Origin of the sequence: Janthinobacterium sp. J1-1 (assembly GCF_030944405.1) — a bacterium.
In the GTDB taxonomy this organism is placed as follows: domain Bacteria; phylum Pseudomonadota; class Gammaproteobacteria; order Burkholderiales; family Burkholderiaceae_D; genus Janthinobacterium.
Genome location: NZ_CP132339.1, coordinates 6,218,385 through 6,243,746, shown reverse-complemented (window position 1 = coordinate 6,243,746; position 25,362 = coordinate 6,218,385). Strand labels below are relative to the sequence as shown.

General features: G+C 63.9%; 22 protein-coding genes and 1 pseudogene. 14 read left to right on the top strand and 9 right to left on the bottom strand.

The annotated features are described in order from the left end of the window. The first annotated feature begins 54 nt into the window (after positions 1-54). The 11 genes from hisC (at position 55) to Q8L25_RS28410 (ending at position 10,809) form a co-directional block, all read left to right on the top strand. The gene (hisC, locus tag Q8L25_RS28460) at positions 55-1,161 is read left to right on the top strand and encodes a histidinol-phosphate transaminase (protein ID WP_308922578.1); all 1,107 of its coding nucleotides are present in this window, start codon (positions 55-57) and stop codon (positions 1,159-1,161) included. Between the two features lie 4 nt (positions 1,162-1,165). Next, on the top strand, positions 1,166-2,068 hold the full coding sequence (locus tag Q8L25_RS28455; protein ID WP_308922577.1) for a prephenate dehydrogenase/arogenate dehydrogenase family protein: 903 nt from the start codon (positions 1,166-1,168) through the stop codon (positions 2,066-2,068). A gap of 19 nt (positions 2,069-2,087) precedes the next feature. After that, the gene (gene aroA, locus Q8L25_RS28450; protein WP_308922576.1) at positions 2,088-3,449 is read left to right on the top strand and encodes a 3-phosphoshikimate 1-carboxyvinyltransferase; all 1,362 of its coding nucleotides are present in this window, start codon (positions 2,088-2,090) and stop codon (positions 3,447-3,449) included. 15 nt (positions 3,450-3,464) lie between these two features. Then, positions 3,465-4,133 (top strand): (d)CMP kinase, encoded by a 669-nt coding sequence (cmk, locus tag Q8L25_RS28445; RefSeq protein ID WP_308922575.1) that lies wholly within the window; start codon positions 3,465-3,467, stop codon positions 4,131-4,133. Between the two features lie 145 nt (positions 4,134-4,278). Next, positions 4,279-5,958 (top strand): 30S ribosomal protein S1, encoded by a 1,680-nt coding sequence (gene rpsA / locus Q8L25_RS28440; RefSeq protein WP_034751798.1) that lies wholly within the window; start codon positions 4,279-4,281, stop codon positions 5,956-5,958. An 18-nt stretch (positions 5,959-5,976) separates the two neighbouring features. After that, on the top strand, positions 5,977-6,282 hold the full coding sequence (locus tag Q8L25_RS28435) for an integration host factor subunit beta (protein WP_008446215.1): 306 nt from the start codon (positions 5,977-5,979) through the stop codon (positions 6,280-6,282). Between the two features lie 132 nt (positions 6,283-6,414). Then, a complete protein-coding gene (locus Q8L25_RS28430; protein WP_308922574.1) occupies positions 6,415-6,720 on the top strand; it encodes a LapA family protein in 306 nt (101 codons plus the stop codon). A 45-nt stretch (positions 6,721-6,765) separates the two neighbouring features. Continuing rightward, positions 6,766-7,941, top strand: a complete 1,176-nt coding sequence (gene lapB, locus Q8L25_RS28425) for a lipopolysaccharide assembly protein LapB (RefSeq protein ID WP_308922573.1) — start codon at positions 6,766-6,768, stop codon at positions 7,939-7,941. Between the two features lie 79 nt (positions 7,942-8,020). After that, positions 8,021-9,388, top strand: coding sequence for a UDP-glucose/GDP-mannose dehydrogenase family protein (locus tag Q8L25_RS28420; RefSeq protein WP_308922572.1), 1,368 nt, complete (start codon positions 8,021-8,023; stop codon positions 9,386-9,388). Then, positions 9,385-10,338 (top strand): D-glycero-beta-D-manno-heptose-7-phosphate kinase, encoded by a 954-nt coding sequence (gene rfaE1, locus Q8L25_RS28415; RefSeq protein WP_308922571.1) that lies wholly within the window; start codon positions 9,385-9,387, stop codon positions 10,336-10,338. The genes Q8L25_RS28420 and rfaE1 overlap by 4 nt, the downstream gene beginning before the upstream one ends. 159 nt (positions 10,339-10,497) lie before the next feature. Then, positions 10,498-10,809, top strand: a complete 312-nt coding sequence (locus Q8L25_RS28410; RefSeq protein ID WP_308922570.1) for a helix-hairpin-helix domain-containing protein — start codon at positions 10,498-10,500, stop codon at positions 10,807-10,809. 4 nt (positions 10,810-10,813) lie between these two features. Here the strand turns inward: Q8L25_RS28410 and Q8L25_RS28405 are convergent, their stop codons facing one another. After that, positions 10,814-11,743, bottom strand: coding sequence for a LysR family transcriptional regulator (locus tag Q8L25_RS28405; protein ID WP_308922569.1), 930 nt, complete (start codon positions 11,741-11,743; stop codon positions 10,814-10,816). 114 nt (positions 11,744-11,857) lie between these two features. On the opposite strand from Q8L25_RS28405, the gene Q8L25_RS28400 reads away from it, so the two are divergent. Next, a complete protein-coding gene (locus Q8L25_RS28400; RefSeq protein WP_308922568.1) occupies positions 11,858-13,252 on the top strand; it encodes an MFS transporter in 1,395 nt (464 codons plus the stop codon). Here Q8L25_RS28400 and Q8L25_RS28395 read toward each other — a convergent pair. Then, positions 13,170-14,027, bottom strand: a complete 858-nt coding sequence (locus Q8L25_RS28395) for a sterol desaturase family protein (protein ID WP_308922567.1) — start codon at positions 14,025-14,027, stop codon at positions 13,170-13,172. The genes Q8L25_RS28400 and Q8L25_RS28395 overlap by 83 nt on opposite strands. A 79-nt stretch (positions 14,028-14,106) precedes the next feature. Next, positions 14,107-14,868 carry a PEP-CTERM sorting domain-containing protein gene (locus Q8L25_RS28390; protein WP_308922566.1) on the bottom strand — a complete coding sequence of 254 codons (762 nt, stop codon included), beginning with the start codon at positions 14,866-14,868 and terminating at the stop codon, positions 14,107-14,109. Between the two features lie 291 nt (positions 14,869-15,159). On the opposite strand from Q8L25_RS28390, the pseudogene Q8L25_RS28385 reads away from it, so the two are divergent. Continuing rightward, positions 15,160-16,542: pseudogene (locus Q8L25_RS28385) on the top strand (M28 family peptidase). On the opposite strand, the gene Q8L25_RS28380 reads toward Q8L25_RS28385, so the two are convergent. Beyond that, the gene (locus Q8L25_RS28380) at positions 16,543-18,306 is read right to left on the bottom strand and encodes an FAD-dependent oxidoreductase (RefSeq protein WP_308922565.1); all 1,764 of its coding nucleotides are present in this window, start codon (positions 18,304-18,306) and stop codon (positions 16,543-16,545) included. A gap of 255 nt (positions 18,307-18,561) precedes the next feature. Between Q8L25_RS28380 and cysM the strand changes: the two genes are divergently transcribed. Next, complete coding sequence (gene cysM / locus Q8L25_RS28375) at positions 18,562-19,464, top strand: cysteine synthase CysM (protein ID WP_308922564.1); 903 nt, start codon at positions 18,562-18,564, stop codon at positions 19,462-19,464. A 96-nt stretch (positions 19,465-19,560) separates the two neighbouring features. Here the strand turns inward: cysM and Q8L25_RS28370 are convergent, their stop codons facing one another. From Q8L25_RS28370 to Q8L25_RS28350, 5 genes are all read right to left on the bottom strand, one after another. Continuing rightward, complete coding sequence (locus tag Q8L25_RS28370) at positions 19,561-19,893, bottom strand: hypothetical protein (protein WP_034751784.1); 333 nt, start codon at positions 19,891-19,893, stop codon at positions 19,561-19,563. A 438-nt stretch (positions 19,894-20,331) separates the two neighbouring features. Next, positions 20,332-21,504 carry a lytic murein transglycosylase B gene (mltB, locus tag Q8L25_RS28365; RefSeq protein ID WP_374694213.1) on the bottom strand — a complete coding sequence of 391 codons (1,173 nt, stop codon included), beginning with the start codon at positions 21,502-21,504 and terminating at the stop codon, positions 20,332-20,334. Further along, entirely contained in the window at positions 21,501-23,477 is a 1,977-nt protein-coding gene (locus tag Q8L25_RS28360) for a DUF3488 and transglutaminase-like domain-containing protein (RefSeq protein WP_308922562.1), read from the bottom strand. The genes mltB and Q8L25_RS28360 overlap by 4 nt, the downstream gene beginning before the upstream one ends. Continuing rightward, positions 23,474-24,409 carry a DUF58 domain-containing protein gene (locus tag Q8L25_RS28355; protein WP_308922561.1) on the bottom strand — a complete coding sequence of 312 codons (936 nt, stop codon included), beginning with the start codon at positions 24,407-24,409 and terminating at the stop codon, positions 23,474-23,476. The genes Q8L25_RS28360 and Q8L25_RS28355 overlap by 4 nt, the downstream gene beginning before the upstream one ends. A 3-nt stretch (positions 24,410-24,412) precedes the next feature. Next, positions 24,413-25,321, bottom strand: a complete 909-nt coding sequence (locus tag Q8L25_RS28350; RefSeq protein WP_308922560.1) for a MoxR family ATPase — start codon at positions 25,319-25,321, stop codon at positions 24,413-24,415. Between the last annotated feature and the right edge of the window lie 41 nt (positions 25,322-25,362).

Below are 25,362 nucleotides of genomic sequence, written 5' to 3'. Positions count from 1 at the left end.
CGTAACCCAACAACAGCCACCAGCCCAATCAATTACCAACTTTTAAAGCACACCATGTCTAAAAATATCGGTCCTGAATACGTCCGCGCCATCGCTCCTTACCAGAGCGGCAAACCGATCGCGGAAGTTGCGCGTGAATTCGGTCTCGACGAAGCCTCCATCGTCAAGCTGGCCTCGAATGAAAACCCGTACGGCATGCCGGACTCGGCCAAGCAGGCGATGATCGCCGCCATCGATGACCTGGGCCGCTACCCGGACGCCAACGGTTTCGACCTGAAAGCCGTGCTGTCGCAGCGCTATGACGTGCCGGCCGACTGGATCACCCTGGGCAACGGCAGCAACGATATCCTGGAAATTGCCGCGCACGCGTTCGTGCAGCACGGCCAGGCGGTCGTGTATTCGCAGTATTCCTTTGCCGTGTATGCACTGGCCACGCAGGGCCTGGGCGCGCGCCACCTGGTGGTGCCGGCGCAGGCCTATGGCCATGACCTCGACGCGATGGCCGCGGCCATTACCGACGACACGCGCCTGCTGTTTATCGCCAATCCGAACAACCCGACCGGCACCTTTTTGTCGGCCGCGCAGATCGAAGCGTTTCTGCAGAAAGTGCCGCAGCATGTCGTCGTCGTGCTGGACGAAGCCTATAACGAATTCCTGTCGGCCGACGACCAGTACGAGTCGACCGACTGGGTGCGCCAGTATCCGAACCTGGTGGTGTCGCGCACCCTGTCGAAGGCGTATGGCCTGGCCGGACTGCGCGTGGGCTTTGCCATCGCCCAGCCGGTGCTGACGGACCTGATGAACCGTATCCGCCAGCCGTTCAATGTGAACTCGATGGCGCAGGCAGCCGCGATCGCCGCCCTGAACGACAAGGAATTCCTGGAAAAAAGCGCGCGCAACAACGCGGCCGGCTACCAGCAGTTCACGGAAGCATTCGAGGCGCTGGGCCTGGAATATGTGCCGTCGCACGGCAACTTCGTGCTGGTGAAAGTGGGCGATGACGACGAAGCCGGTGCGCGCGTCAACCTGGCATTGCTGAAACAGGGCGTGATCGTGCGTCCGGTCGGCAGCTATGGCTTGCCGCAATGGCTGCGCATTTCCATCGGCCTGCCGCAGGAAAACGCCATCTTTATCGCCGCGCTGACGAAAGCGCTGGCTTGATCCCATGATGACGCCTGGATTGAACAAGGTTGTCATCTTTGGCGCGGGCCTGATCGGCGGCTCGTTTGCGCGCGCCCTGAAGCATGCGGGCGCGGTCCACAACGTGGTCGGCATGGGCCGCTCGCAGGCGTCGATGGCGCGCGCTTTGGAACTCGGCATCATCGACGAGATAGGCGGCGACATGGCCGAAGCCTTGAACGGCGCCGACCTGGTGCTGCTGGCGGCGCCCGTGGCGCAGACCGGCGCCATCCTGGCGGCGATCGCGCCGCATCTGCGGCCGGGTACCATCGTCACCGATGCGGGCAGCACCAAGTCCGATGTGGTGCTGGCGGCGCGCGAGGCGTTGAAAGACAAGGTGGCGCAGTTCGTGCCCGGCCACCCGATCGCGGGCCGCGAAACCAACGGGCCGGATGCGGCCATTATCGATCTGTACCAGGGCAAGAAAGTGGTGCTGACGCCCTTGGCGGAAAACGCTGAAGCCGATGTGGAGAAAGTGGCTGCCGCCTGGCGCGCCTGCGGCGCCATTTTGCATACCTTGAGCCCCGAAGAACACGACAAGGTATTTGCCGCCGTCAGCCATCTGCCGCACTTGCTGGCCTTTGCGCTGGTCGACGATATCGCCAACAAGCCCCATGCCGGCCTGCTGTTTCAATATGCGGCCAGCGGTTTTCGCGACTTTACGCGGATTGCCGGCTCGTCGCCCGAAATGTGGCGCGATATCAGCCTGGCCAACCAGCCGGCGCTGCTGGCCGAGCTCGATTCCTATATGGCGCAGCTGAGCGCCTTGCGCGCGCACCTGGCGGCCAAGGATGGCGCGGCGATTGAACATGTCTACGTCAACGCACAGCACGCGCGGCAGCAATGGATAGAGGCGATTGAAACGGCGGAAACACCGGCGCCTACCTAAAATTTTTGAAGGATTGAGCATGACCCAGACCAAGCACTACCCCCACCATATCGATCTGAAGCCGGTGATCCACGCCGAAGGCACGGTGCGCCTGCCCGGCTCGAAAAGCATCTCGAACCGCGTGCTGCTGCTGGCCGCGCTGGCCAAGGGCACGACCAAGATCGTCGACCTGCTGGCCTCGGACGACACTTTCGTCATGCTGACCGCGCTGACCTCGCTGGGCGTGAAGTGGACCCAGGATGAACTCGACCTGAATGCGGATGCCGCCAGCTTGCACCAGGTGCACCATGTGGAAGGCTGCGGCGGCGTGTTGCCGAATCACGAAGCGGATCTGTTCATGGGCAATGCCGGCACGGCGATCCGCCCGCTGACGGCGGCTCTGGCCGTGATCGGTGGCGATTACACGCTGCACGGCGTATCGCGCATGCACGAGCGTCCGATCGGCGACCTGGTCGACGCGCTGAACGCGGTCGGCACGCAGATCGAATACACGGGCGAGCACGGCTTTCCGCCGCTGCGCATCCGCCGCGGCCATATCCATGCCCAGCGCATCGCCGTGCGCGGCAATGTGTCGAGCCAGTTCCTGACGGCCCTCCTGATGGTGGCGCCTTTGATGGCGCGCGACCATGCGGTGACCATCGACGTGACGGGAGAACTGATCTCGAAGCCGTATATCGAAATCACGCTGAACCTGATGCAGCGCTTCGGCGTGACGGTCGAACATGACGGCTGGCAGTCGTTCACGGTGCAGCCTGGCCAGCAGTATCAAAGCCCGGGCACCATCCACGTCGAAGGCGACGCGTCGTCGGCATCCTACTTCCTGGCGGCCGGCGCGATCGGCGGCGGCCCGGTGCGGGTGGAAGGCGTGGGGCGCGACAGCATCCAGGGCGACGTGCGTTTCGTCGAAGCCCTGCAGCAGATGGGCGCGACCATTACCATGGGCGAGAACTGGATCGAGGCGCGCTCGAACGGCCCCCTGAAGGCGGTCGACATGGACTTCAACCATATTCCCGACGCGGCCATGACGATCGCGGTGGCGGCGCTGTATGCGGACGGCACCAGTACCTTGCGCAATATCGCCAGCTGGAGGGTGAAGGAAACCGACCGCCTGGCGGCGATGGCGACCGAATTGCGCAAGCTGGGCGCCGACGTGGAAGAGGGCGCGGACTACCTGCGCGTGACGCCGCCGGCCGAGATCTCTGCCGCCACCATCGACACCTATGACGACCACCGCATGGCGATGTGCTTTTCGCTGGCCTCGCTGGACGGCGCCGCCCGTCGTGGCAATGAAATGCGCATCAATGACCCGAAATGCGTGGCCAAGACCTTCCCCGAGTATTTCGCCGCGTTTGCGGGGATTGCCAAAGACACTTTGATTTAATCGATAAAGCCAACCATGTCCACAACCCATATCCCGGTCATCGCCATCGACGGCCCCACCGCTTCCGGCAAGGGCACGGTGGCGCACCGCGTGGCCGACAAGCTCGGCTTTCATTACCTCGATTCGGGCGCGCTGTACCGGCTGACGGCGCTGACGGCCCTGCGCCGCGGCACCGACCTGCGCGACGAGCACGCGCTGGCCAAGCTGGCCGAGCATCTGCCTTGTCACTTTGCCAATGGCGAGATCCTGCTGGCACATGAAAACGTCACCGAGCAGATCCGCGCGGAAGAGGTCGGCAACACGGCCTCGAAGATTGCCGTGCTGCCAACCGTGCGCCATGCGCTGGTCAGCCTGCAGCTGGGTTTTCGCAAGACGCCGGGCCTGGTGGCCGACGGGCGCGACATGGGCACGGTGATCTTTCCGCATGCCCAGTTGAAAGTGTTTTTGACGGCCAGCGTCGAGGCGCGCGCGCAACGGCGCTACAAGCAATTGATAGACAAGGGTTTTTCTGCTAATATGGAAGACCTTCTGATGGATTTGCAGGCGCGGGACGAACGTGATACTCACCGTGCGATTGCGCCGCTGGTCCCCGCGGAAGGGGCGCATGTCCTTGATACCTCGGCGATGACGGCTGATGAAGCCGTCGAAACCGTGTTGAAATGGCATGCAGCTGCAATGAAATAGCGTGAGCTATGTGGTGCCCGTTGACGGCTCCTGGCCTGTCCGGGTGTGTCAAAAACCTAACCCAGTTTAAGTCGCATCGTGCGATCTCTGCTGGATAACCTGTGTGAACCCTATGTCTACTGTTACAACTAACGAATCTACCGGTATGGAAAGTTTTGCTGCGCTCTTCGAGGAATCGTTGTCGCGTCAAGATATGCGCTCCGGCGAAGTTATTTCCGCTGAAGTCGTGCGCCTCGACCACAATTTCGTGATCGTTAACGCCGGCCTCAAATCCGAAGCATTCATCCCTGTCGAAGAATTCAAGAACGACCACGGCGAACTGGAAGTCAAAGTTGGTGACTTCGTTTCCGTGGCGATCGAATCGCTGGAAAACGGTTTCGGCGATACCATCCTGTCGCGCGATAAAGCCAAGCGTCTGGCTTCGTGGCTGGCCCTGGAAAAAGCGATGGAATCGGGCGAAATCGTCGTCGGTACCGTCAATGGCAAAGTCAAAGGCGGCCTGACCGTCCTGACCAACGGCATCCGCGCATTCCTGCCGGGTTCGCTGGTTGACACCCGCCCAGTGAAAGATACCACCCCATTCGAAGGCAAGACCCTCGAATTCAAGGTCATCAAACTGGACCGCAAGCGTAACAACGTGGTTCTGTCGCGTCGCGCCGTCATCGAAGCTTCGATGGGCGAAGAGCGTCAGAAACTGATGGAAACGCTGAAAGAAGGCACGGTCGTGACCGGCGTCGTCAAAAATATCACCGACTACGGCGCGTTCGTGGATCTGGGCGGTATCGATGGCCTGCTGCACATCACCGACCTGGCATGGCGCCGTGTACGTCACCCGTCGGAAGTCCTGACGGTTGGCCAGGAAATCACCGCCAAAGTCCTGAAATACGATCAAGAGAAAAACCGTGTTTCGCTGGGCGTGAAACAACTGGGCGACGATCCTTGGACCGGTCTGTCCCGTCGTTACCCACAAAGCACCCGTCTGTTCGGTAAAGTAACGAACCTGACCGACTACGGCGCATTCGTTGAAGTGGAACAAGGTATCGAAGGTCTGGTACACGTTTCCGAAATGGACTGGACGAACAAAAACGTTGCTCCTAACAAAGTTGTCCAACTGGGCGACGAAGTAGAAGTAATGGTTCTGGAAATCGACGAAGAGCGTCGTCGTATTTCGCTGGGCATGAAACAGTGCAAAGCCAATCCATGGGACGACTTCGGTGTTACCCATAAGAAAGGTGACAAAGTCCGCGGCGCGATCAAATCGATCACCGACTTCGGCGTGTTCATCGGCCTGGCCGGCAACATCGACGGTCTGGTGCACCTGTCCGACCTGTCCTGGACCGAAACCGGCGAAGAAGCCGTGCGTCGCTTCAAGAAAGGTGACGAACTGGAAGCCATCGTTCTGGCCATCGACGTTGAGCGCGAGCGCGTTTCCCTGGGCGTCAAGCAACTGGAAGGTGACCCATTCAACAACTTCGCAGCCATGAACGACAAAGGCTCGCTGGTAACCGGTACCGTTAAATCGGTTGAGCCTAAAGGCGCCGTGATCCAACTGTCCGAAGAAGTTGAAGGCTACCTGCGCGCTTCCGAAATCTCGCGCGACCGCGTTGAAGATGCTGGTACGCACCTGAAAGTCGGCGACACCGTTGAAGCAATGGTGCTGAACATCGACCGCAAAGCCCGTGGTATCCAACTGTCGATCAAAGCGAAAGACAATGTTGAAACCCAGGAAGCCATGCAGAAGATGGCCGCTACCGACAACAACGCAGCTTCGGGCACCACCAGCCTGGGCGCCTTGTTGAAAGCCAAGTTCGATAACAAGAACTAAGACTGCGGATACTGGCAGATGACAAAATCCGAGCTGATCAACCGCCTCGCTGAGCGTTATTCTCAGCTGGTGGCGAAAGATGCGGAGTATGCCGTCAAGACCATTCTCGATGCGATGACCAACGCCCTGGCGACCGGCCAGCGCATCGAGATCCGCGGTTTTGGCAGTTTTGCCCTGAACAGCCGGCCACCGCGCATCGGCCGCAACCCGAAGTCGGGCGACAAGGTGATGGTGCCTGAAAAACGGGTGCCTCACTTCAAGCCGGGCAAACAGTTGCGCGAGCGCGTGGACGCGATGGTCGGACAACCGATCATCGAGGATTAATCGTCTGCTGGAAGGCGGAAAACAAAGAGCGGCGTCCTTGGATGCCGCTTTTTTTTGTTAATATGGCGAAGCTTTGTGCCGTGTGGCACGAACCCCCTTTGTATTGCCGTTTTTCTTGGTCTGGACCTATCGATGAAAATCATCTCCACCATCGTTGGCTGTGTTCTTTTCGTCCTGTTCTTCGGCTTTGCGCTGAAGAATGCGCAGGTGGTCGACCTGCATGTCTTCCTCAATTATGAAATCCGTGGTCCGCTGGTCCTGATGCTGCTGGGCTTTTTTGTCGCCGGCGCCAGCCTGGGCGTACTGGCCCTGACACCGACCGTGTTCCGCCACCGCCGTGAAGCGACCCGGCAAAAAACCACGATCGCCGCGCTGCAGACCGTCGGCGTGTCGCCGAATGTGCAGCCGCAACCGGACGGCGTCAGTACCCAGCCTTGATGCTGCGGTCTTTCTTTTTTCTCTTATACGAATAAAAACTATCGCATGGAATTTGAATTCTGGTGGTTCCTGGGCATCCCCCTGTTTTTTGCACTGGGCTGGATCGCCGCGCGCGTCGACATCCATCAGCTGGTGTCGGAATCGCGCAGCCTGCCGCGCAATTACTTCAAGGGCCTGAATTTCCTGCTCACCGAACAGCATGACAAGGCCATCGACTCGTTTATCGAAATCGTCAAGCTCGATCCCGAATCGGCCGATATGCACTTCGCGCTGGGTAACCTGTTCCGCCGCCGCGGCGAGACGGAACGCGCCATCCGCGTCCATCAAAACCTGCTGGCGCGCCCGGACCTGCCGCAGGAACAGCAGGTGCACGCCGCTTATGAGCTGGGCATGGATTACCTGAAAGCGGGCCTGCTGGACCGTGCCGAAGAAACCTTCAATGGCCTGGTCGAGACGCAATATGCGGTGCAGGCACGCCGGGCGCTGCTGGAAATCTTCCAGCGCGAAAAGGAGTGGCCACGCGCCATCGAAGCGGCGCTGGGCTTGCAGGAATCGGGTGCCGGCGCGCGCCAGAAGGAAATCGCGCAGTTCTATTGCGAGCTGGCGCATGACGCGCTGGTGCATCTGAAACCCGACGAAGCCATGCCGCTGCTGGAAAAAGCGCTGCAGACCGACCGCAAGAGCGTGCGCGCCACGATATTGACGGGCGATGTGCTGCTGGCGCGCGGCGACGTGGAAGAAGCGATCATGACCTGGCGTCGCGTCGAGCAGCAAAGCGTGCCGCACGTGGCGCTGGTGGCGCAGCGCCTGATGGATGGATACAGCAAGCTGGGCCGCCCGCAGGAAGGCATCAACCTGCTGCGTTCCTACCTGGAGGAAGCGTCGTCGATCGATTTGATCGAAGTGGTGTTCAAGGCGGTGCTGGACCTGGACGGCGTCGACGCCGCCAAGCAGCTGGTCAGCGCCGAGCTGCGCCGCACGCCGACCCTGCTGGGCCTGGACAAGCTGCTCGAAGCGCGCATGATGGACGCGCCGGCGGCGATCTGGTCCGAATTGTCGATGGTGAAAAACCTGGTGCACGGCTACACGCAAAAACTGGCCCGCTACCAGTGCAGCCACTGCGGCTTCAAGGCGCGCCAGTTCTACTGGCACTGCCCCGGCTGCAACAAGTGGGAAACCTACCCACCGCGCCGCACCGAAGAACTCAACGTCATGAACTGATTCGTACACGTCACCTTGCCTCGGGCAATGTGGCGTGTACTTCTATGTAAGACCTGCTTTTTATCCATACGGTACAACCATGAAAATCACCATTATCGGCACCGGCTATGTCGGCCTCGTCACGGGCGCCTGCCTGGCCGAGCTGGGCAATGACGTCTTTTGCCTTGACCTCGACGCGAAAAAAGTCGAACTGCTCAACAGCGGCGGCATCCCCATCCATGAACCTGGCCTGGAAGAAGTCGTGTCGCGCAACCGCGCCGCCGGCCGCCTGACCTTTTCCACTGACGTGGAAGCGGCCGCCCATCATGGCGTGCTGCAGTTCATCGCCGTCGGCACGCCACCCGACGAAGACGGCTCGGCCGACCTGCAATACGTGCTGGCCGCCGCGCGTGGCATCGGCAAGTACATGAACGAATACAAGGTTATCGTCGACAAGTCGACGGTACCGGTCGGCACGGCCGAAAAAGTGCGTGCCGCCATCCAGGCCGAACTGGACCTGCGCGCCACCTATGCCACGTTTTCTGTCGCCTCGAACCCCGAGTTCCTCAAGGAAGGCGCGGCCGTGGAAGACTTCATGCGGCCCGACCGCATCGTGATCGGCGTCGATACGACACCGGAAGGCGAGCGCGCGCGCGACCTGCTGCGCAGCCTGTACGCGCCGTTCAACCGCAACCGCGAGCGCACCTACTGGATGGACGTGCGCTCGGCCGAGTTCACCAAGTACGCGGCCAACGCCATGCTGGCCACGCGCATCTCGTTCATGAATGAACTGGCCAACCTGGCCGACAAGGTCGGCGTCGATATCGAAGCGGTGCGCCGCGGCGTCGGTTCCGATCCGCGCATCGGCTACAGCTTTTTGTACGCCGGCTGCGGCTATGGCGGCTCGTGCTTCCCGAAAGACGTGCAGGCGCTGGAACGCACGGCCCGTGGCCACGACCAGGAGTTGCTGATACTGCGCGCCGTCGAAGCGGTGAACGACCGGCAAAAGCATATCCTGGGCGGCAAGGTGATCACACGCTTCGGCAATGACCTGGCCGGACGCCACTTCGCCATCTGGGGGCTGGCTTTCAAGCCGAACACGGACGATATGCGCGAAGCGTCGGCGCGCGTGCTGCTGGCCGATTTGTTGTCGCGCGGCGCCACGGTGGCCGTATATGACCCGGTGGCAATGGCGGAAGCGCAGCGCGTGCTGCCGCTGGACCTCACATCAGGGCAACTGGCGAACATCCGCTATGCCGACAGCCCGTCCGACGCCCTGGTCGATGCCGATGCGCTGGTGATCGTGACCGAGTGGAAAGCGTTCCGCAGCCCCGACTTCGAGCTGATCAAGAAGCGCTTGAAACAGCCGGTGATTTTTGACGGCCGCAACCTGTACGAGCCGGACAGCATGGCCATGCATGGTATCGAATACCACGGCATCGGCCGCTCGATCAAGGTGCCGGCATGAGCGCGCACGAGGTGGCAAGCTTGACGGCGCCAGACAGCCTGGCCAGGGTACGCCTGCTGGTGGTGGGCGACGTGATGCTGGACCGTTACTGGTTTGGCGACGTCAGCCGTATTTCGCCGGAAGCGCCGGTGCCCATCGTGCGCATCGAGAGGCGCGAAGAGCGCCTGGGCGGTGCGGCCAACGTGGCGCGCAATGCGGCCGCGCTGGGCGCGAAGACCAGTTTGCTGGGCGTGGTCGGCGACGACGAGGCGGGCAGCCAGGTCGAGCGCCTGCTGGGCGAGGACGGCATCCGCAGCCACCTGCAGCGCGATGCCGCCATTTCCACCATCATCAAGCTGCGCGTGATCGGCCGCCAGCAGCAGATGCTGCGCATCGATTTCGAGGATGCGCCCAGCGATACGGTGCTGCGCGACAAGCTCAAGCAGTTCAATACCCTGCTGCCCGACTGCGACGTGGTGATTTTGTCCGACTATGCCAAGGGCAGCCTGGTGAATGTGGCCGACATGATCAAGGCGGCGCGCGCGGCCGGCAAGATCGTGATGGTCGATCCGAAAGGCGACGATTTTTCGCGCTACGCGGGCGCGTCAGTGCTGACGCCGAACAAGTCGGAACTGCGCCGCATTATCGGCAACTGGAGCACGGAAGAGCAGCTGACCGAGCGTGCCCAGCAGATGCGCTCGCAGCTGGGCCTGGACGCCTTGCTGCTGACCCGTTCGGAAGAGGGCATGAGCTTGTACACGGCCGATGAGGTGCTGCACATGCCGACCGACGCGCGCGAAGTGTTCGATGTGTCCGGCGCCGGCGACACGGTGATCGCCACCATGGCCGCCATGCTGGGCGCCGGCATGGGCCTGGGCGACGCCGTACGCACGGCCAACCGCGCCGGCGGCATCGTGGTTGGCAAATTGGGCACGGCCACCGTCACGCGCGCGGAACTGTTCCCGCAATAAATCTTCCGTACCGCCTGCGCCAGTTCGCTTGATCTGGCGCAGGCCTTCCGCTGCGCCACCTCCGCCGGCCCATGCCGCGTCCGCTAAACTTCGATGACGGCCAGGCGCTGTCTTGTCTGCCGTTTCAGTGTTCTTCAACCACACTACGGAGACTTTCCCATGTTTAAACAACTTGTATTGGCCGTGGCTACCCTTGCCGCGACAATGGGCCTGGCCATGGCCCAGGTGGACGTCAACAAGGCCGACCAGGCGGCGCTCGACAGCGTCAAGGGTATCGGCCCGGCGACCTCGAAAGCCATCATCGATGAACGCGCCAAGGGACCGTACAAGGACTGGTCCGACTTTGAAACCCGGGTCAAGGGCATCGGCCCGAAAAGCGCCGTCAAGCTGTCCGAAGCGGGCTTGCAGGTCAATGGCCAGGGCAAGGCCGGGGCGGTCAAGCCGGCGGTGAAAGTGGCCGAGAAAAAATAAGCGTTCAGTCGGCAGTTCCTTGCAAGCCGGCCGGCACATTGCCGCGCAAGGTATCGATCACCAGCCGCAGCCGCGCCGTCATGGCGCGCGAGGCGGGCCAGGCGGCGTACAGGGGCAGGCCCGGTCCCGCGTACGCTTCCAGCACCGCTTGCAATTGCCCGCTGGCCAGTTCTTGCTCCACCAGCCAGCGCGGCAGCTGCGCCAGGCCATGGCCGGCCAGCGCCGCCTGCTTGACCGCTTCCAGATTGCCCAGGCGCAGGCGTGCGCTGATTTTCATGCTGAGGTGCACGCTGATGCTCCCGTTGGCCTCGCGCAGTTGCCAGGCTTCCAGCTGCTCATCACGCAGCATGCCGATGCAGGCATGGCCGTTCAAGGCGCCAGGCGTCGCTGGCGCGCCATGCCGCGCCAGGTAGGCCGGCGCCGCGCACACCACCAGCTTTTGCATGCCCAGCTGGCGCGCCGCCAGGCTGGCACTGTCGTCGAGCAGGCCGATGCGCACGGCCAGGTCGCAGCCTTGCTCGGCAAAGTCGACCGGCTGGTTGGAAAAGCGCGCCTCGATTTCCAGCGCCGGGTAATCCCCGGCCAGCTTGAGCAGCAGCGGCATGACCCAGTCGCGCCCCAGCAGCACCGGCACGGCGATGCGCAGGCGGCCCGCAGGCTGCATACGGCGCTCGGCCAGCGCATTTTCCGCCTGTTCCAGTTCCGCCAGCGCCCGCACGCAGCTGTCGTGGAAGGCCAGGCCTTCGTCGGTCAGCGACAGGCTGCGCGTGGTGCGGTGAAATAGGCGCACATCCAGCCGTTGTTCCAGCCGCGCGACGGCCTTGCCCACGCTCGATGGCGACAGGCCCAGCTGCTGTGCGGCGCGGCTGAAGCTGCCGGCCTCGACGGCTTGCACAAAGGCGCGGATGCCGGCAAAGCGTTCATTGGAAATCATGCGGTGCCTTGTAATTGATTCGATCGTCATGGTATCAAATCATGCGAATGAGTGGCCAGACTGCCGCCTTGCCGTCGCCAATAAAATCATGGGCCGAACCAGGCAAGGAACTCCATGAACAACACTTCAAGCAATCGCCGCCGCTGGCTGGCCTTGGCGGGCATCGCCATTGCCAGTTTTCTCGGCTGTATCGATTTCACCATCGTCAATACCGCCATGCCCGCGATCCAGCACAGCCTGCAGGCCGATGTGGAACAGGCGCAATGGATCGTCACCATTTTCGTGATGGCCCTGTCGGCCTGCATGGTGGCCGCCGGCCGCCTGGCCGACCTGCTGGGCCGGCGCCGTTTGCTGTACGCGGGCATGCTGGTGTTTGGCGCGGCCTCGCTGGGCGCTGGGCTGGCGCAGTCGATGGCGGCGCTGATCGCCTGCCGGCTGCTGCAGGGCGTGGCCTGCGCGGCGCTGTACACGACCTCGGCCGCCATCGTCGCCCATGCCTTTCCCGACAGCGAGCGGGGCAGGGCGCTGGGGCTGCTGTTCGCGGCCAATGGGCTGGGGCTGGCGATCGGGCCCGTCGCCGGTGGCCTGCTGGTGGCCAGCCTCGGCTGGCGCTCGGTGTTCCTGCTCAACGTGCCGCTGATCGCGCTGGCCTTCCTGCTGTGCCTGGGCCGGGTGGACGCATCGCGCGGCGTGCGTGCACGTTTCGACGTGGCGGGCTTTGTGCTGCTGGCCGTGGCCTTGCCCTGCCTGCTGCTGGCGATCGCCCAAGGCGGCGCCTGGGGCTGGTGGTCGAGCTTGACGCTGGGCACGGCGGGCGCGGGCCTGGCATTGCTGCTGGTATTCGTGCTGGTCGAGCGCAAGGTGGTATCACCGCTGCTGCAGCCGGGCCTGTTCGTCAACGGGCGTTTCCTGCTGGCCGCGCTGGCCAACTTTTCGCTGGCGTTTTTCTATTGCGCCGCGTTTTTCCTGCTGCCCTTGTACCTGAGCGAAGTGCGCGGCCAGGGCAGTGCCGCCATCGGCTGGCTGCTGTTGCCGGTGACTGCCGTGATGGCTTGCGTGTCGCCGCTGGCCGGGCGCGCCGCCGATCGCCATGGCACGGCGCCGCTGCTGGTGACGGGTTTTGCTTTCCTGGCGCTGTCGGCCGCCATGCAGGCCAGTTTTACAAGCGACTCCGGCTGGACGTGGGTGATCGCGGCGCTGGCTGTCATGGGTATCGGCTGGGGCTGCATCCTGGGGCCGGCCACCGTGGCCGCGCTCGCGTGCGTGCCGCCTGCGCTGGCCAGCGTGGCGATGGGCGCCTCGTGGACCTTGCACAATCTTGGCGCGGCGCTGGGCCTGACGATCGCCAGCATGGTCTTCCAGGCGGCCGGCGGCGCGGCGCACTTCCAGGCCGGTTTCCGTGCCGCGCTGTGGCTGTTGTGCGGGCTTAGTCTGCTGACCCTGGCGCTGCTGCTGGCGGGCTGGCGGCGGCACGGCGCAGCGGCGCCATCAACTGCCCGCCCAGGCTGACCGGCATGGCGGCCTCGATGCCGACCGCCTCGGGCCACGCGCGCGGCAGGTAATGGGTGCCGAACACGCGGTCCAGGAAAGGCAGGGTCGAGGCGTAGTTGCGGTTGATATGGTCGAACTTGCTGTGATGCCAGTGGTGGAAGGCGGGCGTGGCGACCAGCCATTCCAGCGGGCCGAAACGCCAGCGCAGGTTGGCGTGGATAAAAAAGCCCCACACGGTGCCCACCAGCAGCAGCGCCACGGGCGCGGCGCTGCCGGCGGCGCCTGGACCTGCCAGGCCCAGCAGATACAAGGGCGTCATGCCGAACAAACGCGTGACCACCATGTCGACCGGGTGCGTACGGGTATTGGCCAGGAAATACATGTGACTGGTGCTGTGGTGCACGGCATGAAAACGCCACAACCATGGTATTTCATGGCTGAGCCTGTGCCCCCAGTAAGTACCGACTTCGCCGATCAGCAAGCCCAGCGCCACCTTGGCCCATAGCGGCAGCGCGCCCAGCGCGGCGGGCACGGCATCGGGCAGCAGCCGCTGTCCGGCTACCGCGACCAGCGCCAGCGGGGCCGCCAGCAGCAGGGCCGGCAGCAGGCTGCTGAGAAAATAAAAGCCCAGGTCGCCGGCCAGTTCCCGCTTGCTGCGGCCGGCGTGGCGCTGGCCAAAAAAACGTTCCAGCGGCACGAACAGCATGGTCAAGGCGAGCAGCCAGATGCCCAGGCGCAGCACGTCGACGGCCAGGCCGGGCAAATGGGAGAGGATGGCTTGCAGCGAGCTCATGGCGAGATGTGAAAAGTGGAATCAAAGCAAAAAATCCGGACGGGCAAGGCCGGTCCGGATTAGTCTGCGCCAGCGCCCCTTAGACGGCGGCGGCCTTGCGGCGGCGTGCCATGAAGGCCAGCAGGCCCAGGCCGCCCAGCAGCATGCCCCAGGTCGACGGTTCCGGCACGGCCGAGACCAGCGCGACGCCGTCGAGCAGCATGAATGGCGGCGCGCCCGATGGGCCGCCCTTGGCCATAAACGACAGCAATTCGCTGCTGCTGGTGACGGTAAACGTCATGCTGGCCTGCTGCCAGCCGGTGAAACCGTGGCTGGCGTTGGACAGGGAAGCGGTCTGCTGCGTGCTGCCGCCCAGCGACACATCCCAGTAGTTGATCGCGTTGGCGCCGCTGTAGCCGACTTGCTGCGCCGCACCGTAGGAAAAGCTCAGGGTGTAAGCCTGGCCGGCCACCAGGCCGCTGATCTGCTGCGAGACAGGACCGGCAAAATAATCCCAGTCGGCCGCCAGCACATTGCCGCCGGTCGGGCTCACGCCCAGGCCGTTCTGCGATGTCGCGTCGCGGCCACCGTAGGAATTCGGACCCCACAGGGCCAGCGCCGTCTGCGCGGTGGTGCTGTCGATATTGCTGCCGTTCAGGACGAAGTTGTAGCCCTTGCTGGTCCAGTCGGTCAGGTAGGTGCGGTCGGCGCGGGCGGTCGTGCCTTCATTGATCTGCTTCGAGGTGCCATTGCTGGTCAGCTCGAAATCGCCGTTCTTGACAAGGTTGGTTTGTGCCTGTGCGGCGGTCGTGCTGATCAGGGTAGCGGCGGCCAGCGCCAGCATCACAGTAATATTGCGCATCAAAAAGCTCCAGTAGAGACAGGGGGGAGTACAGACTGTCGGCAAGCTTTTTGGCCAACGTTGGTGTCGCGGCCTTGCGGCCGGTCCTGCTAATCTTGTATATCTAAGACAACTATTATGTCTTGTTGACCAGATTATGGCAGCCTGGACCAGAAACGCGCATGCCATGTCTTGAAAACAACAATTATTTTAATGGTAATAATGATCATGTTAAGTTTTGTGTAGGCCGGCCACGCTGGCCGTGAAGAATGCGAGAATGCCTGCCACGACTATTTTTCGGAGACGGGCAAGATGATCAGGATGTTGACGGGTGTGACGGCGGGCCTGCTGTCAAGCTGGATGGCGGCCGCCGGCGTATCGGCGGCGCCAGTGCAACAGGTTGCCGAGGACCGGCTGCAGCCGGCCATCGTGCAACTGGTGGCCGGCATTTCGCCGCAGCGCATCGAAGCCCATGTGCGCAAGCTGGTCAGCTTCCAGACGCGCCATACCATGTCCGATACGGTGTCCGACACGCAGGGCATCGGCGCGGCGCGGCGCTGGATCAAGGCCGAACTCGAGCGTTGCGGCGCGCAGGCGGGCGGGCGGCTGCAGGTGGCGTTCGACAGCCATGTGACGCCGGTGTCGAAGCGCATCTCGCGCCCGACCGAAATCGTCAACGTGGTGGCGACCCTGCCCGGCAGCGACCCGCAGTCGGCGCAGCGCATCTATGTGGTCAGCGGCCACTATGATTCGCGCGCCACCGACGTGATGGACGCCAGCGGCAATGCGCCGGGCGCCAACGACGATGCTTCCGGCACGGCCGCCGTGATCGAAATGGCGTGCGTGATGGCGCGCCAGCAGTTCGACGCGACGCTGGTGTTCATGGCGGTGGCGGCCGAATAGCAGGGCCTGCTGGGCTCCGGCCACTGGGCGCAGCAGGCAAAATTGAAGCAGCTTAATATCGCCGGCATGCTCAACAATGACATCATCGGCAGTTCGCGCGCCGACGACGGCACGGTCGACGGCGGCCAGGTGCGCCTGTTTGCCGAGGGCATCCCGGCGGTGAAGGAAATGAGCGACGGCGTGCGCGGCCTGGTGGCCACCGGTGGCGAAAATGATTCCATCTCGCGCCAGCTGGCGCGCCATGTAAAACAGGTGGGCGAACGCTATGTGCCGGGTTTCAAGGTCAACGTGATCCAGCGCGCCGACCGCTACCTGCGCGGTGGCGACCATATGCCGTTCCTGGCGCAAGGCTATGCGGCGCTGCGCTTTACCGAGCCGAACGAGGATTTCGCGCACCAGCACCAGGATGTGCGGGTGGAAAACGGGGTGCAGTACGGCGACCTGCCGCAATTCGTCGACTACGATTACGTGGCCAAGGTAACGCGCGTCAACGCCGCCGCGCTGGCCTCGCTGGCATTGGCGCCAGCCGCGCCGGCCCGGGTGCAGGTGCGCACGGCCAAGCTGGAAAACGCCACCACGCTGGTGTGGCAGCCGAACACGGAACCGGACCTGGCCGGCTACCGCGTGGTCTGGCGCGCCACCACGGCCGACCAGTGGCAGGGCGCGCAGGACGTCGGCAATGTCACGGAAGCGAGACTGGCGCTGTCGAAAGATAATTACTTCTTTGGCGTGCAGGCGATCGACCGCGACGGCAATGTCAGCGTGGCAAGCTACCCGACGCCGCTGCGCTGATCATTTGACGGCGTCGGCCGGCAGCCTGGCCAGAAAGCTGTGGATCTGCGACACCACGGCCGCGCCTTCGCCGACGGCGGCCGCCACCCGCTTGGTCGAGCCGGCGCGCACGTCGCCGATCGCGAACACGCCCGGCACGCTGGTTTCCAGCGCGGCGCGGTCCGGCAGCTCGGCCGGCGAGATGGGCTTGTCGCCGAGCTTGCTGCATTCGGCGCGTGTAACGTCGAAGCCGGTGCGGATAAACCCCTGGGCGTCGACCGCCACGGCGCAGCCGTGCAGCCAGTCGGTATTCGGGTCGGCGCCGACGAACAGGAACACGCGGCGCACGGCGCAATCGGCTTCTTCGCCCGTTTGATTGTTGCGCCAGCGCACCTCGCTCAAGCCATCGTCGTCGCCTTCGAGCGCGATGATTTCCGTGTGCGTGTGCAAGGTGATATTCGGCGTGGCGGCGATGCGCTCGATCAGGTAAGTCGACATGCTGGCGGCCAGCCCGGCGCCACGGATCACCATATGGACTTTGGCGGCATGGCCGGACAGGAACACGGCCGCCTGGCCGGCCGAATTGCCGCCGCCCACCAGGATGATCTCTTCCTGGCGGCACAGCTTGGCTTCGATCGGCGAGGCCCAGTAATAGATGCCGCGCCCTTCATACGTTTTCAGGTTCGCCAGCGAGGGCCGGCGGTAGCGTGCGCCGCACGACAGCACCACGGTGCGGGCGCGCACGGTGACGCCATCGGACAAGGTCAGGCGCAGCGGCCAGCCGTCGCATTCGAGCCTGGCGGCATTGGCGGGAGTGGCCACTTCGACGCCGAATTTCTGTGCCTGCACATAGGCGCGCCCGGCCAGCGCGCGGCCGGAGATGCCGGTTGGAAAACCGAGGTAGTTTTCGATGCGGGCGCTGGCGCCGGCCTGGCCGCCATAGGCGCGCTGCTCGAGCGCCAGCACCGACAAGCCTTCCGAAGCCGCATACACGGCGGTGGCCAGGCCGGCCGGGCCCGCGCCCACCACCAGCACGTCGACAATCTTGTCGCCGGACAGGTCGGGCAGCATGCCCAGGCAGCGGCCCAGGTCGGCGTTGTCCGGATTCTTCATGATCTTGCCGTCCGGGCAGACCACCAGCGGCCATTCCTGCGCCGTCGGCTGGTAGCGCGTGCGCAGCGCGGCCGCGGCCGGGTCGCTGGCCGGATCGAGCACGGTGTGCGGATGGCCGTTGCTGGTCAAGAAGCTTTGCAGCTGGAACATATTCGCATTGCCGCGCGGTCCCACCAGCACCGGCCCGCCCGAGTTGGACTCGATCAGTCCCACGCGGCGCAAGATCAGCGCGCGCACGATGCGCTCGCCCATTTCCGCTTCCGCCACCAGCAGGGCGCGCAAGGATTCCGAACTGACCTCCAGCAATTCCACCGCGCCCACGGCCGCGCCGTTGACCAAGGTGGGCCGGCCCGACAGCTGCGCCACTTCGGCGATGAAGTGGCCCCGGCCCACCTCGCGCAGCAGCGTATCCTGGCCCATGACCTCATGGCGCGTGACGGCGACCCGGCCCGACAAAATGACCAGCATGCCGAAGCTGCTGTTGCCCGCCTGAAACAAGGTGTCGCCATCGGCAAAATGCCTGACCTTGCCGTAGCGCTGCAGGCGTTCGAGTTCGGCGTCGTTGAAGACCGGCGAAATCTGGTGGCTGCGGCCGCGCAGGTCGAGGGTATTGGCCTGGAGCGGATCGTCCGGCGTGGCTTCGGGAATGAATTCGGGTGCGCTGCTGTGCATGGCTGATCCGTCTGGTGGCAAGTGAATAAGCAAATAAGAAAAATAACTGATGCCGGCCAGTCTAGCGCAAGCCCGCGCCGCGTGCCAAAAGCCTGCTGTGCGGCAGCGAAAAATCGCTGTGAGCAAGCATTCATGCGGCCTGGCGCGGCGAGCGTGGATGGCGCTGCGCTGCTGGTCAGCCGCCGCCATCGGCGACACGCGGCCCTGCTTCTCATATTAGAATGGGTCTTTGTTGAATTTACGCGAAGCGACACGATGGCTTACAAGACACTTGAAGATACGATAGGCAATACTCCGCTGGTACGGCTGACACGTTTGCCGGGCGCGGATGCGCTTGCGCGCAACAACGTCATTCTCGGCAAGCTGGAAGGCAATAATCCGGCCGGCTCCGTCAAGGACCGCGCCGCCATGTCCATGCTCAAGCGTGCCGAAGAGCGCGGCCAGATCAAGCCGGGCGACACCCTGATCGAAGCGACCAGCGGCAATACCGGCATCGCGCTGGCCATGGCCGCCGCCCTGCGCGGCTACAAGATGCTGCTGCTGATGCCCGACAATCTGAGCGTCGAGCGGCGCCAGAGCATGGCCGCGTATGGCGCCGATATCTTGCTCACGCCCAAGACCGGCGGCATGGAATATGCGCGCGACCTGGCCGAGCAGATGCAGAAGGACGGCCGCGGCATCATCCTCGACCAGTTCGGCAATGAAGACAATTCGCGCGCCCACTATGAAAGCACGGGGCCGGAAATCTGGCGCGACACCGAAGGGCGGGTCACGCATTTTGTCAGCGCCATGGGCACTACCGGCACCATCATGGGCGTCTCGCGGTATCTGAAGGAACAGAATCCGGCGATCCAGGTCATCGGCGCGCAGCCGGAAGAGGGTTCGCAAATTCCCGGCATCCGCAAATGGCCGGAAGCGTATTTGCCGAAAATCTACGACAAGACGCGCGTCGACCAGATCGAATACGTGAGCCAGGGCGTGGCCGAACGCATGGCGCGCAGCCTGGCGGCGGAAGAGGGCTTGTTCTGCGGTATTTCAGCGGCCGGCGCCTGCGAAATCGCGCTGCGCATTTCGCAAACCGTCGAGAATGCGACCATCGTGTTCGTGGTCTGCGACCGCGGCGACCGCTATCTTTCTACCGGGGTTTTTCCTGCGTAAATCAAGATGGAACTGAGGGTGGCCAGAACGGCCTGGGAAAGACGGTAACTACCCCCTCCCCATGGCGGGGAGGGAAAACCTGCGTAAGCGGCAGGATCAGCCTTGTGGCGTTTCGCCTTCTTTTGGCTTGAATTGCTTGTCGCTGATGCGGAATTTGTTGCGACGGTCACCCATCAGGTAACGCAGGTCACGAATGCTCAGATCGCTGACTTCGTGCATGCGGATCAACAGCGAAGCGCCGACCGGCAGGCGGTGGTGGCGGATTTTGCTGATGACTGGCGGCGCCACTTCGAGTGCGCGCGACAGGGCTGCGTCATTTTTCAGGCGCAGGTTTTCGATCAGGGTGTCGAGTAATCTGTTGGGGTTGTATTGCAACAGATCGTCGGAGTCCGAATCGCTGTTCATATCAATGCCGACTTGATTTGTCATGATGTTGTTTGTTCCTTCTGTAGTTGCACTGCAAAGTAAAAACACTCGGAGCTCGCTCTTGCTGCGTTCATGTTCATTCTTTACTAAAAGGAACGAATTCACACATGGTACGATCCGGGATACAGTTTTTCATAATATATACACAATTGTACAGCAGGATTTAGTTTCAGGTTAGAAAGTGTGACAATCGTGTGACACCCCTGATTTTTGTTGTCTTGCTGCAACAGCCATGTATTCTTTACCATTTACATGATAGACCAAAAATTGTACTTTGACAAAAGTTAAGTGAAAAACCATTTCCAATTTTGATGCTGTCGGATCGCTCGCGAGTTCAGCGAGCGCGATGCTGATCAGTGCACCATAAACATGTTCCTGAGCCGCTACAATCGCGCTTACGCTTTCTTACAAGTAACATTATAACTTTACACCGACTTCCGGTTAGCGAGCGCGCGCTTCGCTGACAGCCTTGCCCAGATCGATGACAGACATAGCATAGAAGTAACTTCTGTTGTACTGAGTTATAGCAAAGAAGTTATTGCTTGCCAAGCTGTACTCTGTTGCTTCTGAGCCATTTTGCAAGTCGATCAAACCGTACAACATATTCTGTGGCGGTGCCGCCACGCTGCTCACGCCGGCCTGCTGCAGCTCTGCCAGAGGGAATTTTGCTTCCAGTCCCTGGCCGAGGAATTTTTCCCAAACACGGTTCGGCGACACCGTCACGGGATACACGCTGGTGGCCGGATCGTCGCGTTTCCAGCCATGCTCAACCAGGAAATGGGCCACGCTGCCGATCGCGTCGGCGGTCGAGTTGCGCAGGTCGATGTGACTATCACCATCGAAGTCCACCGCATATTTCATGATGCTGCTGGGCATGAACTGGGGCAGGCCGATGGCGCCCGCATACGACCCCAGCAGTGTCAGCGGATCGATGCCGTCCTTGCGCGCGAACAGCAGCGCGTTTTCCAGTTCGCCCTTGAAGAAGGCCATGCGGGCCGTGCGGTTCGGGCTTTCGGGATAGGAAAACGCCAGCGTGGTCAGCGCGTCGAGCACGCGGAAGCGCCCCGTATTGCGGCCATACACGGTTTCCACGCCGATAATGCCGACGATGATATTGGCCGGCACGCCATAGTCGCGTTCGGCGCGCGCCAGCGCCTCGGCGTTCTCGTTCCAGAACTTCACGCCCGCATTGATGCGCACCGGTTCGATAAAGCGGGCGCTGTAGGCCTGCCAGTTCTTCGGCTTGCCCGGTGGCGCGGGTTTCATCAGTTGCACCGTAGTGTCCACGTAGCGCACCTTGCCGATCAGCACATCGAGTTCGGCGCGGTCAAAACCGTGCTTGGCGGCCATGTCATCGAGAAAGGCGCGCACCTCGCTCCAGCTGGCGTAGTTGACGAATTCGCCTTCGAAGTCAAACTTGGCGGGCGCCTTTTTGGCGGCGGGCTTATTTGCGTCCTGTCTGGTGCCCTGTTTCGCGGCCTTGACCGCCCGGGCACGGTCGGCGGCGGAAATCTGGCTGTTTTCCGCGGCGTGCGTCATGGAGGAGCCGGCCAGCAGCAGGGACATCAAGAAAGCGGAGGTGGTCGAGGTAGTGGTAGGCAAGAAGCGTCTCATCGGCATAGTGTTAACAGGCGGCGCAAGGTGCGCCGCGCACGGGTGTGTTCGTCTGGGTTGGCATTACCATACTTCATCGCGGCATAGATAGCCAGAAAGCGCGCCATCGCGTCGTGCGCGCGCGGCGACGCCGGGCTGGCCGCCAGCCGTGCAGCATAACCGTGCGGCCCTTCGTGCGGCGCACGGCTGTGTCCGCGACGCGCCTGCTGGCGGCAAAAACGCGCATATAACTGGTCGAGCGCGGCGCCCGGATGCCGGCCCGGGCGCTGGCGCCACCAGAACAGGGCGCCGGCCAGCGCCGCCAGCGCGGCCAGCAGGGCGCAAGCGATCGCGACCTGCCTGGCCGGCAGCGCCAGCACGGCGTCGACCATGGCGCGCTGGCGCTCGGGCGTGTAATCGAGCACCCAGCGTTGCCAGCCCTGTTCGGCCCGCTGCCAGGCATGGCCCAAGGTGTCCAGTGCCTGCCAGCTACCGGCCCGCGCCGGCACGGGCGGCAATGCCGCGTCCAGGTTGCGCTCGGTGCGCATCGGCGCCACCTGGCTGGTTGGGTCGATGCGTATCCAGCCTTGATCGGGCAGCCAGACTTCGCTCCAGGCATGGGCGTCGGACTGGCGCACCGTGACCGATCCTGCCGCCTCGTCGCGCAAGCCGCCCTGGTAGCCGGTCACCACGCGCGCGGGGATGGCCATGGCGCGCATCAGCACGACAAAGCTGCCCGCATAGTGTTCGCAAAAGCCGGCCCGGGTGCGGAACAGAAAGTCGTCGACGCCGTCCTTGCCCAGCAGCGGTGGCTGCAAGGTGTAGCGGAACGGCGCCGCGCTGAAATGGGCCAGCACGGCGGCGATCGCCGCCTGCTGCGTGGGTTGGCCTGCGCGCATTTGCCGCGCCCAGGCCAGGCTGCGCGGATTGGCGCCGGGCGGCAGCGCCAGCCATGGCTGCTTTTGTTGCGGCGTCAGCTGGGCCTGCAGCCGGTAGCGGATTTGTGAACTGGCGCGGTAGCGCACGGCGGTGGCGATGGGCTGGACGGTCAGCACTTCCAGCGCCGGCGACACCACATAGGGGTTGCCGGGCAGGCGCTCTATGCTGCGCGGCAAGTCCAGCGCAAAGATGCGCCGCTGGCCGCTGGGCAGCAGATCGACCTGGTAGTCGAGGCGTTCGCCGGCCAGCGCGATATCGATCTTGCCCTGCGTCTCGGGCGCGGCGCTGCGGGTCCAGCTGGCGCCGTCGTAGTTGCCCAGCACCACGCCGCGCCAGTACAGCGCGGTTTGCGGCGGCAGCGCAGTCGTGAAATGCGCGGTGAAGACGGGATCGTCGGACAGGGCCAGTTGCGCGATCGCGCCCGGTTGCATGCTGTCGGACAATCCCGTCGTGCCGTGCGCGCCCATGCCGGCCCCACCCCACAGCGGGTCGGCCAGGCGCGGCATCATGAAAAACAGCAGCGCCGACAGCGGCAGGGCCAGCGCCAGCATGCGGCCCAGCAGGCGCCAGCGCGCCGGCCAGCGCGGCTGTGCGGGGCCATAGTGAAACGACAGCAGGGCCGCCAGCAGCACGATCACGGTGGCCAGCATCCAGGCCGCGCTGAGCAGGCCCTGGGCATGGAAGAAATTGGCCATTAGCAAAAAAAAGCAGATGAAGACCAGCACGAAGACATCGCGCCGGCCATGCATTTCCAGCGATTTCAGCGACAGCAGCAGGGCCAGCATGGCCACGCCGGGATCGCGCCCGAGCAAGGTGCCGAAGCTGATATGCACGCCGCTGATGCCCAGCATGGCCAGCAGCATCAGCCAGCCCAGCGGCGGCTGGCGCCCACCGCGCACGGTGAGTGCGGCGCGCCACAGCAGCGGCACGGCGGCGGCCACCGACAGCCATGGCGGAAAATGCCCGGCGTGCGGCGCCAGCACCATGGCCACCGCCAGGAGCAACAGCAAGATATCGGCCCGCTCGCGCGGCATCTCACGCAGCCAGCCCATCATGGTGCTGCCTGCGGCAAGCCATGCAGCGCCAGCGCGCGCAGGCAGGCGTCCAGGTGCAACCGGCCCTGGCCTGGCGCGATCAGCATCTGCTCCAGGCGCAAGCCATATGGCAGATGCAAGCGCTCGGCCGCCAGAACCCAGGCGCACAGGCGCGACAGCCGCGCTTCCACGCCCAGTTGCGGCGGCAGGGCGGCGTAGTCGAGCAGCAAGTCGTCCTGGTACTGGCCGCCACCGATATCCTGGAATTGCTTGCTGTATAAATGGTCATCGTCGTGGCGGGCGATATGGCGCCAGGCCAGGCGCCGCAGCGGGTCGCCGCTCTGGTAGGCGGCGACGCCCGCCAGTTCCGGTTGTTGCGGGTGGGGCGCAGTAATGCTCGCAGGCAGGGCAGGCGCCGCTTCTTCCGGGCAGGGATAGACCAGCACCCGCGCTTCCGGCTGCCAGTGGCACCAGGCGTGGAACAGGCCCAGCGGGAAGTTGCTCGACAGCCGCACGGCGGGGGCCGCCAGCCAGCCCCGTTCACGGGCAGGTACCAGCACGTGGACGCTGGCGGCGCCGCCAGCGTCCACGTCGACCAGTTCCGGCGCCGCCTGCGGCAGGGCCGCCAGCACGGCGATCGCATGGCGCGGGCGGGTGCTGCGGTTGATCAGGCGCAGCTCGAAGCGGGCCTTGCCGCCGGCGGCCACCATGGTGCCCGGCGTGGCCGACAGCGCCAGCCCGGCCAGGTTGCGGCTGGCAAACAGCATGTCGGTGATGGCGCAGGCGACGGCGAACCAGGTCAGCGCATGGCCCAGGGCCAGCTGGTAATTGACGGCGGCGATCCACAGCGCCAGCAGCAGCAAGGCGAACGCCAGGCCGGCGCGCGAGGGCCGGATATGCACGCGGTGCGCGCCCAGCCAGGGGCGCGCGGGCAGCAGGGAGGCGCGCCGCATGGGTCAGGCAGGCGTGGCCAGCAGCAATTGCCGCAGCAGTGCGGCGCTGCTCTGGCCGCCTTGCCGTGGACGCAGCCGGTGCGCGCAGACCGGCAGCAACACGGCCTGCACATCGTCGGGCGTGACGTGGTCGCGCCCGGCCAGCGCGGCCCAGGCGCGCGATGCCTGCAGCAGGGCCAGCGCGGCGCGCGGGCTCAGGCCTTCGGCAAACAGCTCGCCGCTGCGGGTGGCGTGCACCAGCGCCAGCACATAGTCGGCCAGCACGCCGGCGACGTGAAGTTGCCGCAGCGCCGCCTGCATTGCCAGCAATTGCCCCGCCTGCAGCACGGGCGCCAGTGTTTGCAGCATGGCGCGCCGGTCCAGTCCCAGCAGCAGCGCCCGCTCGGCGGCCGGGTCCGGGTAGCCGAGGGTGATGCACATCAGGAAACGGTCCAGCTGCGATTCGGGCAGCGGAAAGGTGCCGGCCTGGTGCTGGCAGTTCTGCGTGGCGATCACGAAGAACGGTTGCGGCAGCGCATGGGTGACGCCGTCCAGGCTGACCTGCCGCTCCTCCATCGCTTCGAGCAGGCCCGACTGCGTCTTTGGCGTGGCGCGGTTGATCTCGTCGGCCAGCAGCACTTGCGTAAACAGCGGGCCGGGGTGGAACACGAAGCTGGCGCTGGCGCGATCGTAGACCGACATGCCGGCCACGTCGGCCGGCAGCAGGTCGCTGGTAAATTGCTGGCGCTTCCATTGCAGCCCCAGCGACATGGCCAGCGCGTGGGCCAGCGTGGTCTTGCCCACGCCGGGCACGTCCTCGATCAGCAGATGGCCGCCGGCCAGCAGGCAGGCCAGGGCCTGGCGTATCTGCACATCCTTGCCGACGATCACCTCGCCGACCTGGCGCGCGGCCTGGTGTAATGTTGAAAACATGGAACCCTTGTCGTGGTACTGGCAATTATTTAATGTGCAAT

Coding starts and splice junctions, on each gene's coding strand:
- hisC (WP_308922578.1), top strand. CDS start 55: ATGTCTAAAAATATCGGTCCTGAATACGTCCGCGCCATCGCTCCTTAC.
- Q8L25_RS28455 (WP_308922577.1), top strand. CDS start 1,166: ATGATGACGCCTGGATTGAACAAGGTTGTCATCTTTGGCGCGGGCCTG.
- aroA (WP_308922576.1), top strand. CDS start 2,088: ATGACCCAGACCAAGCACTACCCCCACCATATCGATCTGAAGCCGGTG.
- cmk (WP_308922575.1), top strand. CDS start 3,465: ATGTCCACAACCCATATCCCGGTCATCGCCATCGACGGCCCCACCGCT.
- rpsA (WP_034751798.1), top strand. CDS start 4,279: ATGGAAAGTTTTGCTGCGCTCTTCGAGGAATCGTTGTCGCGTCAAGAT.
- Q8L25_RS28435 (WP_008446215.1), top strand. CDS start 5,977: ATGACAAAATCCGAGCTGATCAACCGCCTCGCTGAGCGTTATTCTCAG.
- Q8L25_RS28430 (WP_308922574.1), top strand. CDS start 6,415: ATGAAAATCATCTCCACCATCGTTGGCTGTGTTCTTTTCGTCCTGTTC.
- lapB (WP_308922573.1), top strand. CDS start 6,766: ATGGAATTTGAATTCTGGTGGTTCCTGGGCATCCCCCTGTTTTTTGCA.
- Q8L25_RS28420 (WP_308922572.1), top strand. CDS start 8,021: ATGAAAATCACCATTATCGGCACCGGCTATGTCGGCCTCGTCACGGGC.
- rfaE1 (WP_308922571.1), top strand. CDS start 9,385: ATGAGCGCGCACGAGGTGGCAAGCTTGACGGCGCCAGACAGCCTGGCC.
- Q8L25_RS28410 (WP_308922570.1), top strand. CDS start 10,498: ATGTTTAAACAACTTGTATTGGCCGTGGCTACCCTTGCCGCGACAATG.
- Q8L25_RS28405 (WP_308922569.1), bottom strand. CDS start 11,743: ATGATTTCCAATGAACGCTTTGCCGGCATCCGCGCCTTTGTGCAAGCC.
- Q8L25_RS28400 (WP_308922568.1), top strand. CDS start 11,858: ATGAACAACACTTCAAGCAATCGCCGCCGCTGGCTGGCCTTGGCGGGC.
- Q8L25_RS28395 (WP_308922567.1), bottom strand. CDS start 14,027: ATGAGCTCGCTGCAAGCCATCCTCTCCCATTTGCCCGGCCTGGCCGTC.
- Q8L25_RS28390 (WP_308922566.1), bottom strand. CDS start 14,868: ATGCGCAATATTACTGTGATGCTGGCGCTGGCCGCCGCTACCCTGATC.
- Q8L25_RS28380 (WP_308922565.1), bottom strand. CDS start 18,306: ATGCACAGCAGCGCACCCGAATTCATTCCCGAAGCCACGCCGGACGAT.
- cysM (WP_308922564.1), top strand. CDS start 18,562: ATGGCTTACAAGACACTTGAAGATACGATAGGCAATACTCCGCTGGTA.
- Q8L25_RS28370 (WP_034751784.1), bottom strand. CDS start 19,893: ATGACAAATCAAGTCGGCATTGATATGAACAGCGATTCGGACTCCGAC.
- mltB (WP_374694213.1), bottom strand. CDS start 21,504: ATGAGACGCTTCTTGCCTACCACTACCTCGACCACCTCCGCTTTCTTG.
- Q8L25_RS28360 (WP_308922562.1), bottom strand. CDS start 23,477: ATGATGGGCTGGCTGCGTGAGATGCCGCGCGAGCGGGCCGATATCTTG.
- Q8L25_RS28355 (WP_308922561.1), bottom strand. CDS start 24,409: ATGCGGCGCGCCTCCCTGCTGCCCGCGCGCCCCTGGCTGGGCGCGCAC.
- Q8L25_RS28350 (WP_308922560.1), bottom strand. CDS start 25,321: ATGTTTTCAACATTACACCAGGCCGCGCGCCAGGTCGGCGAGGTGATC.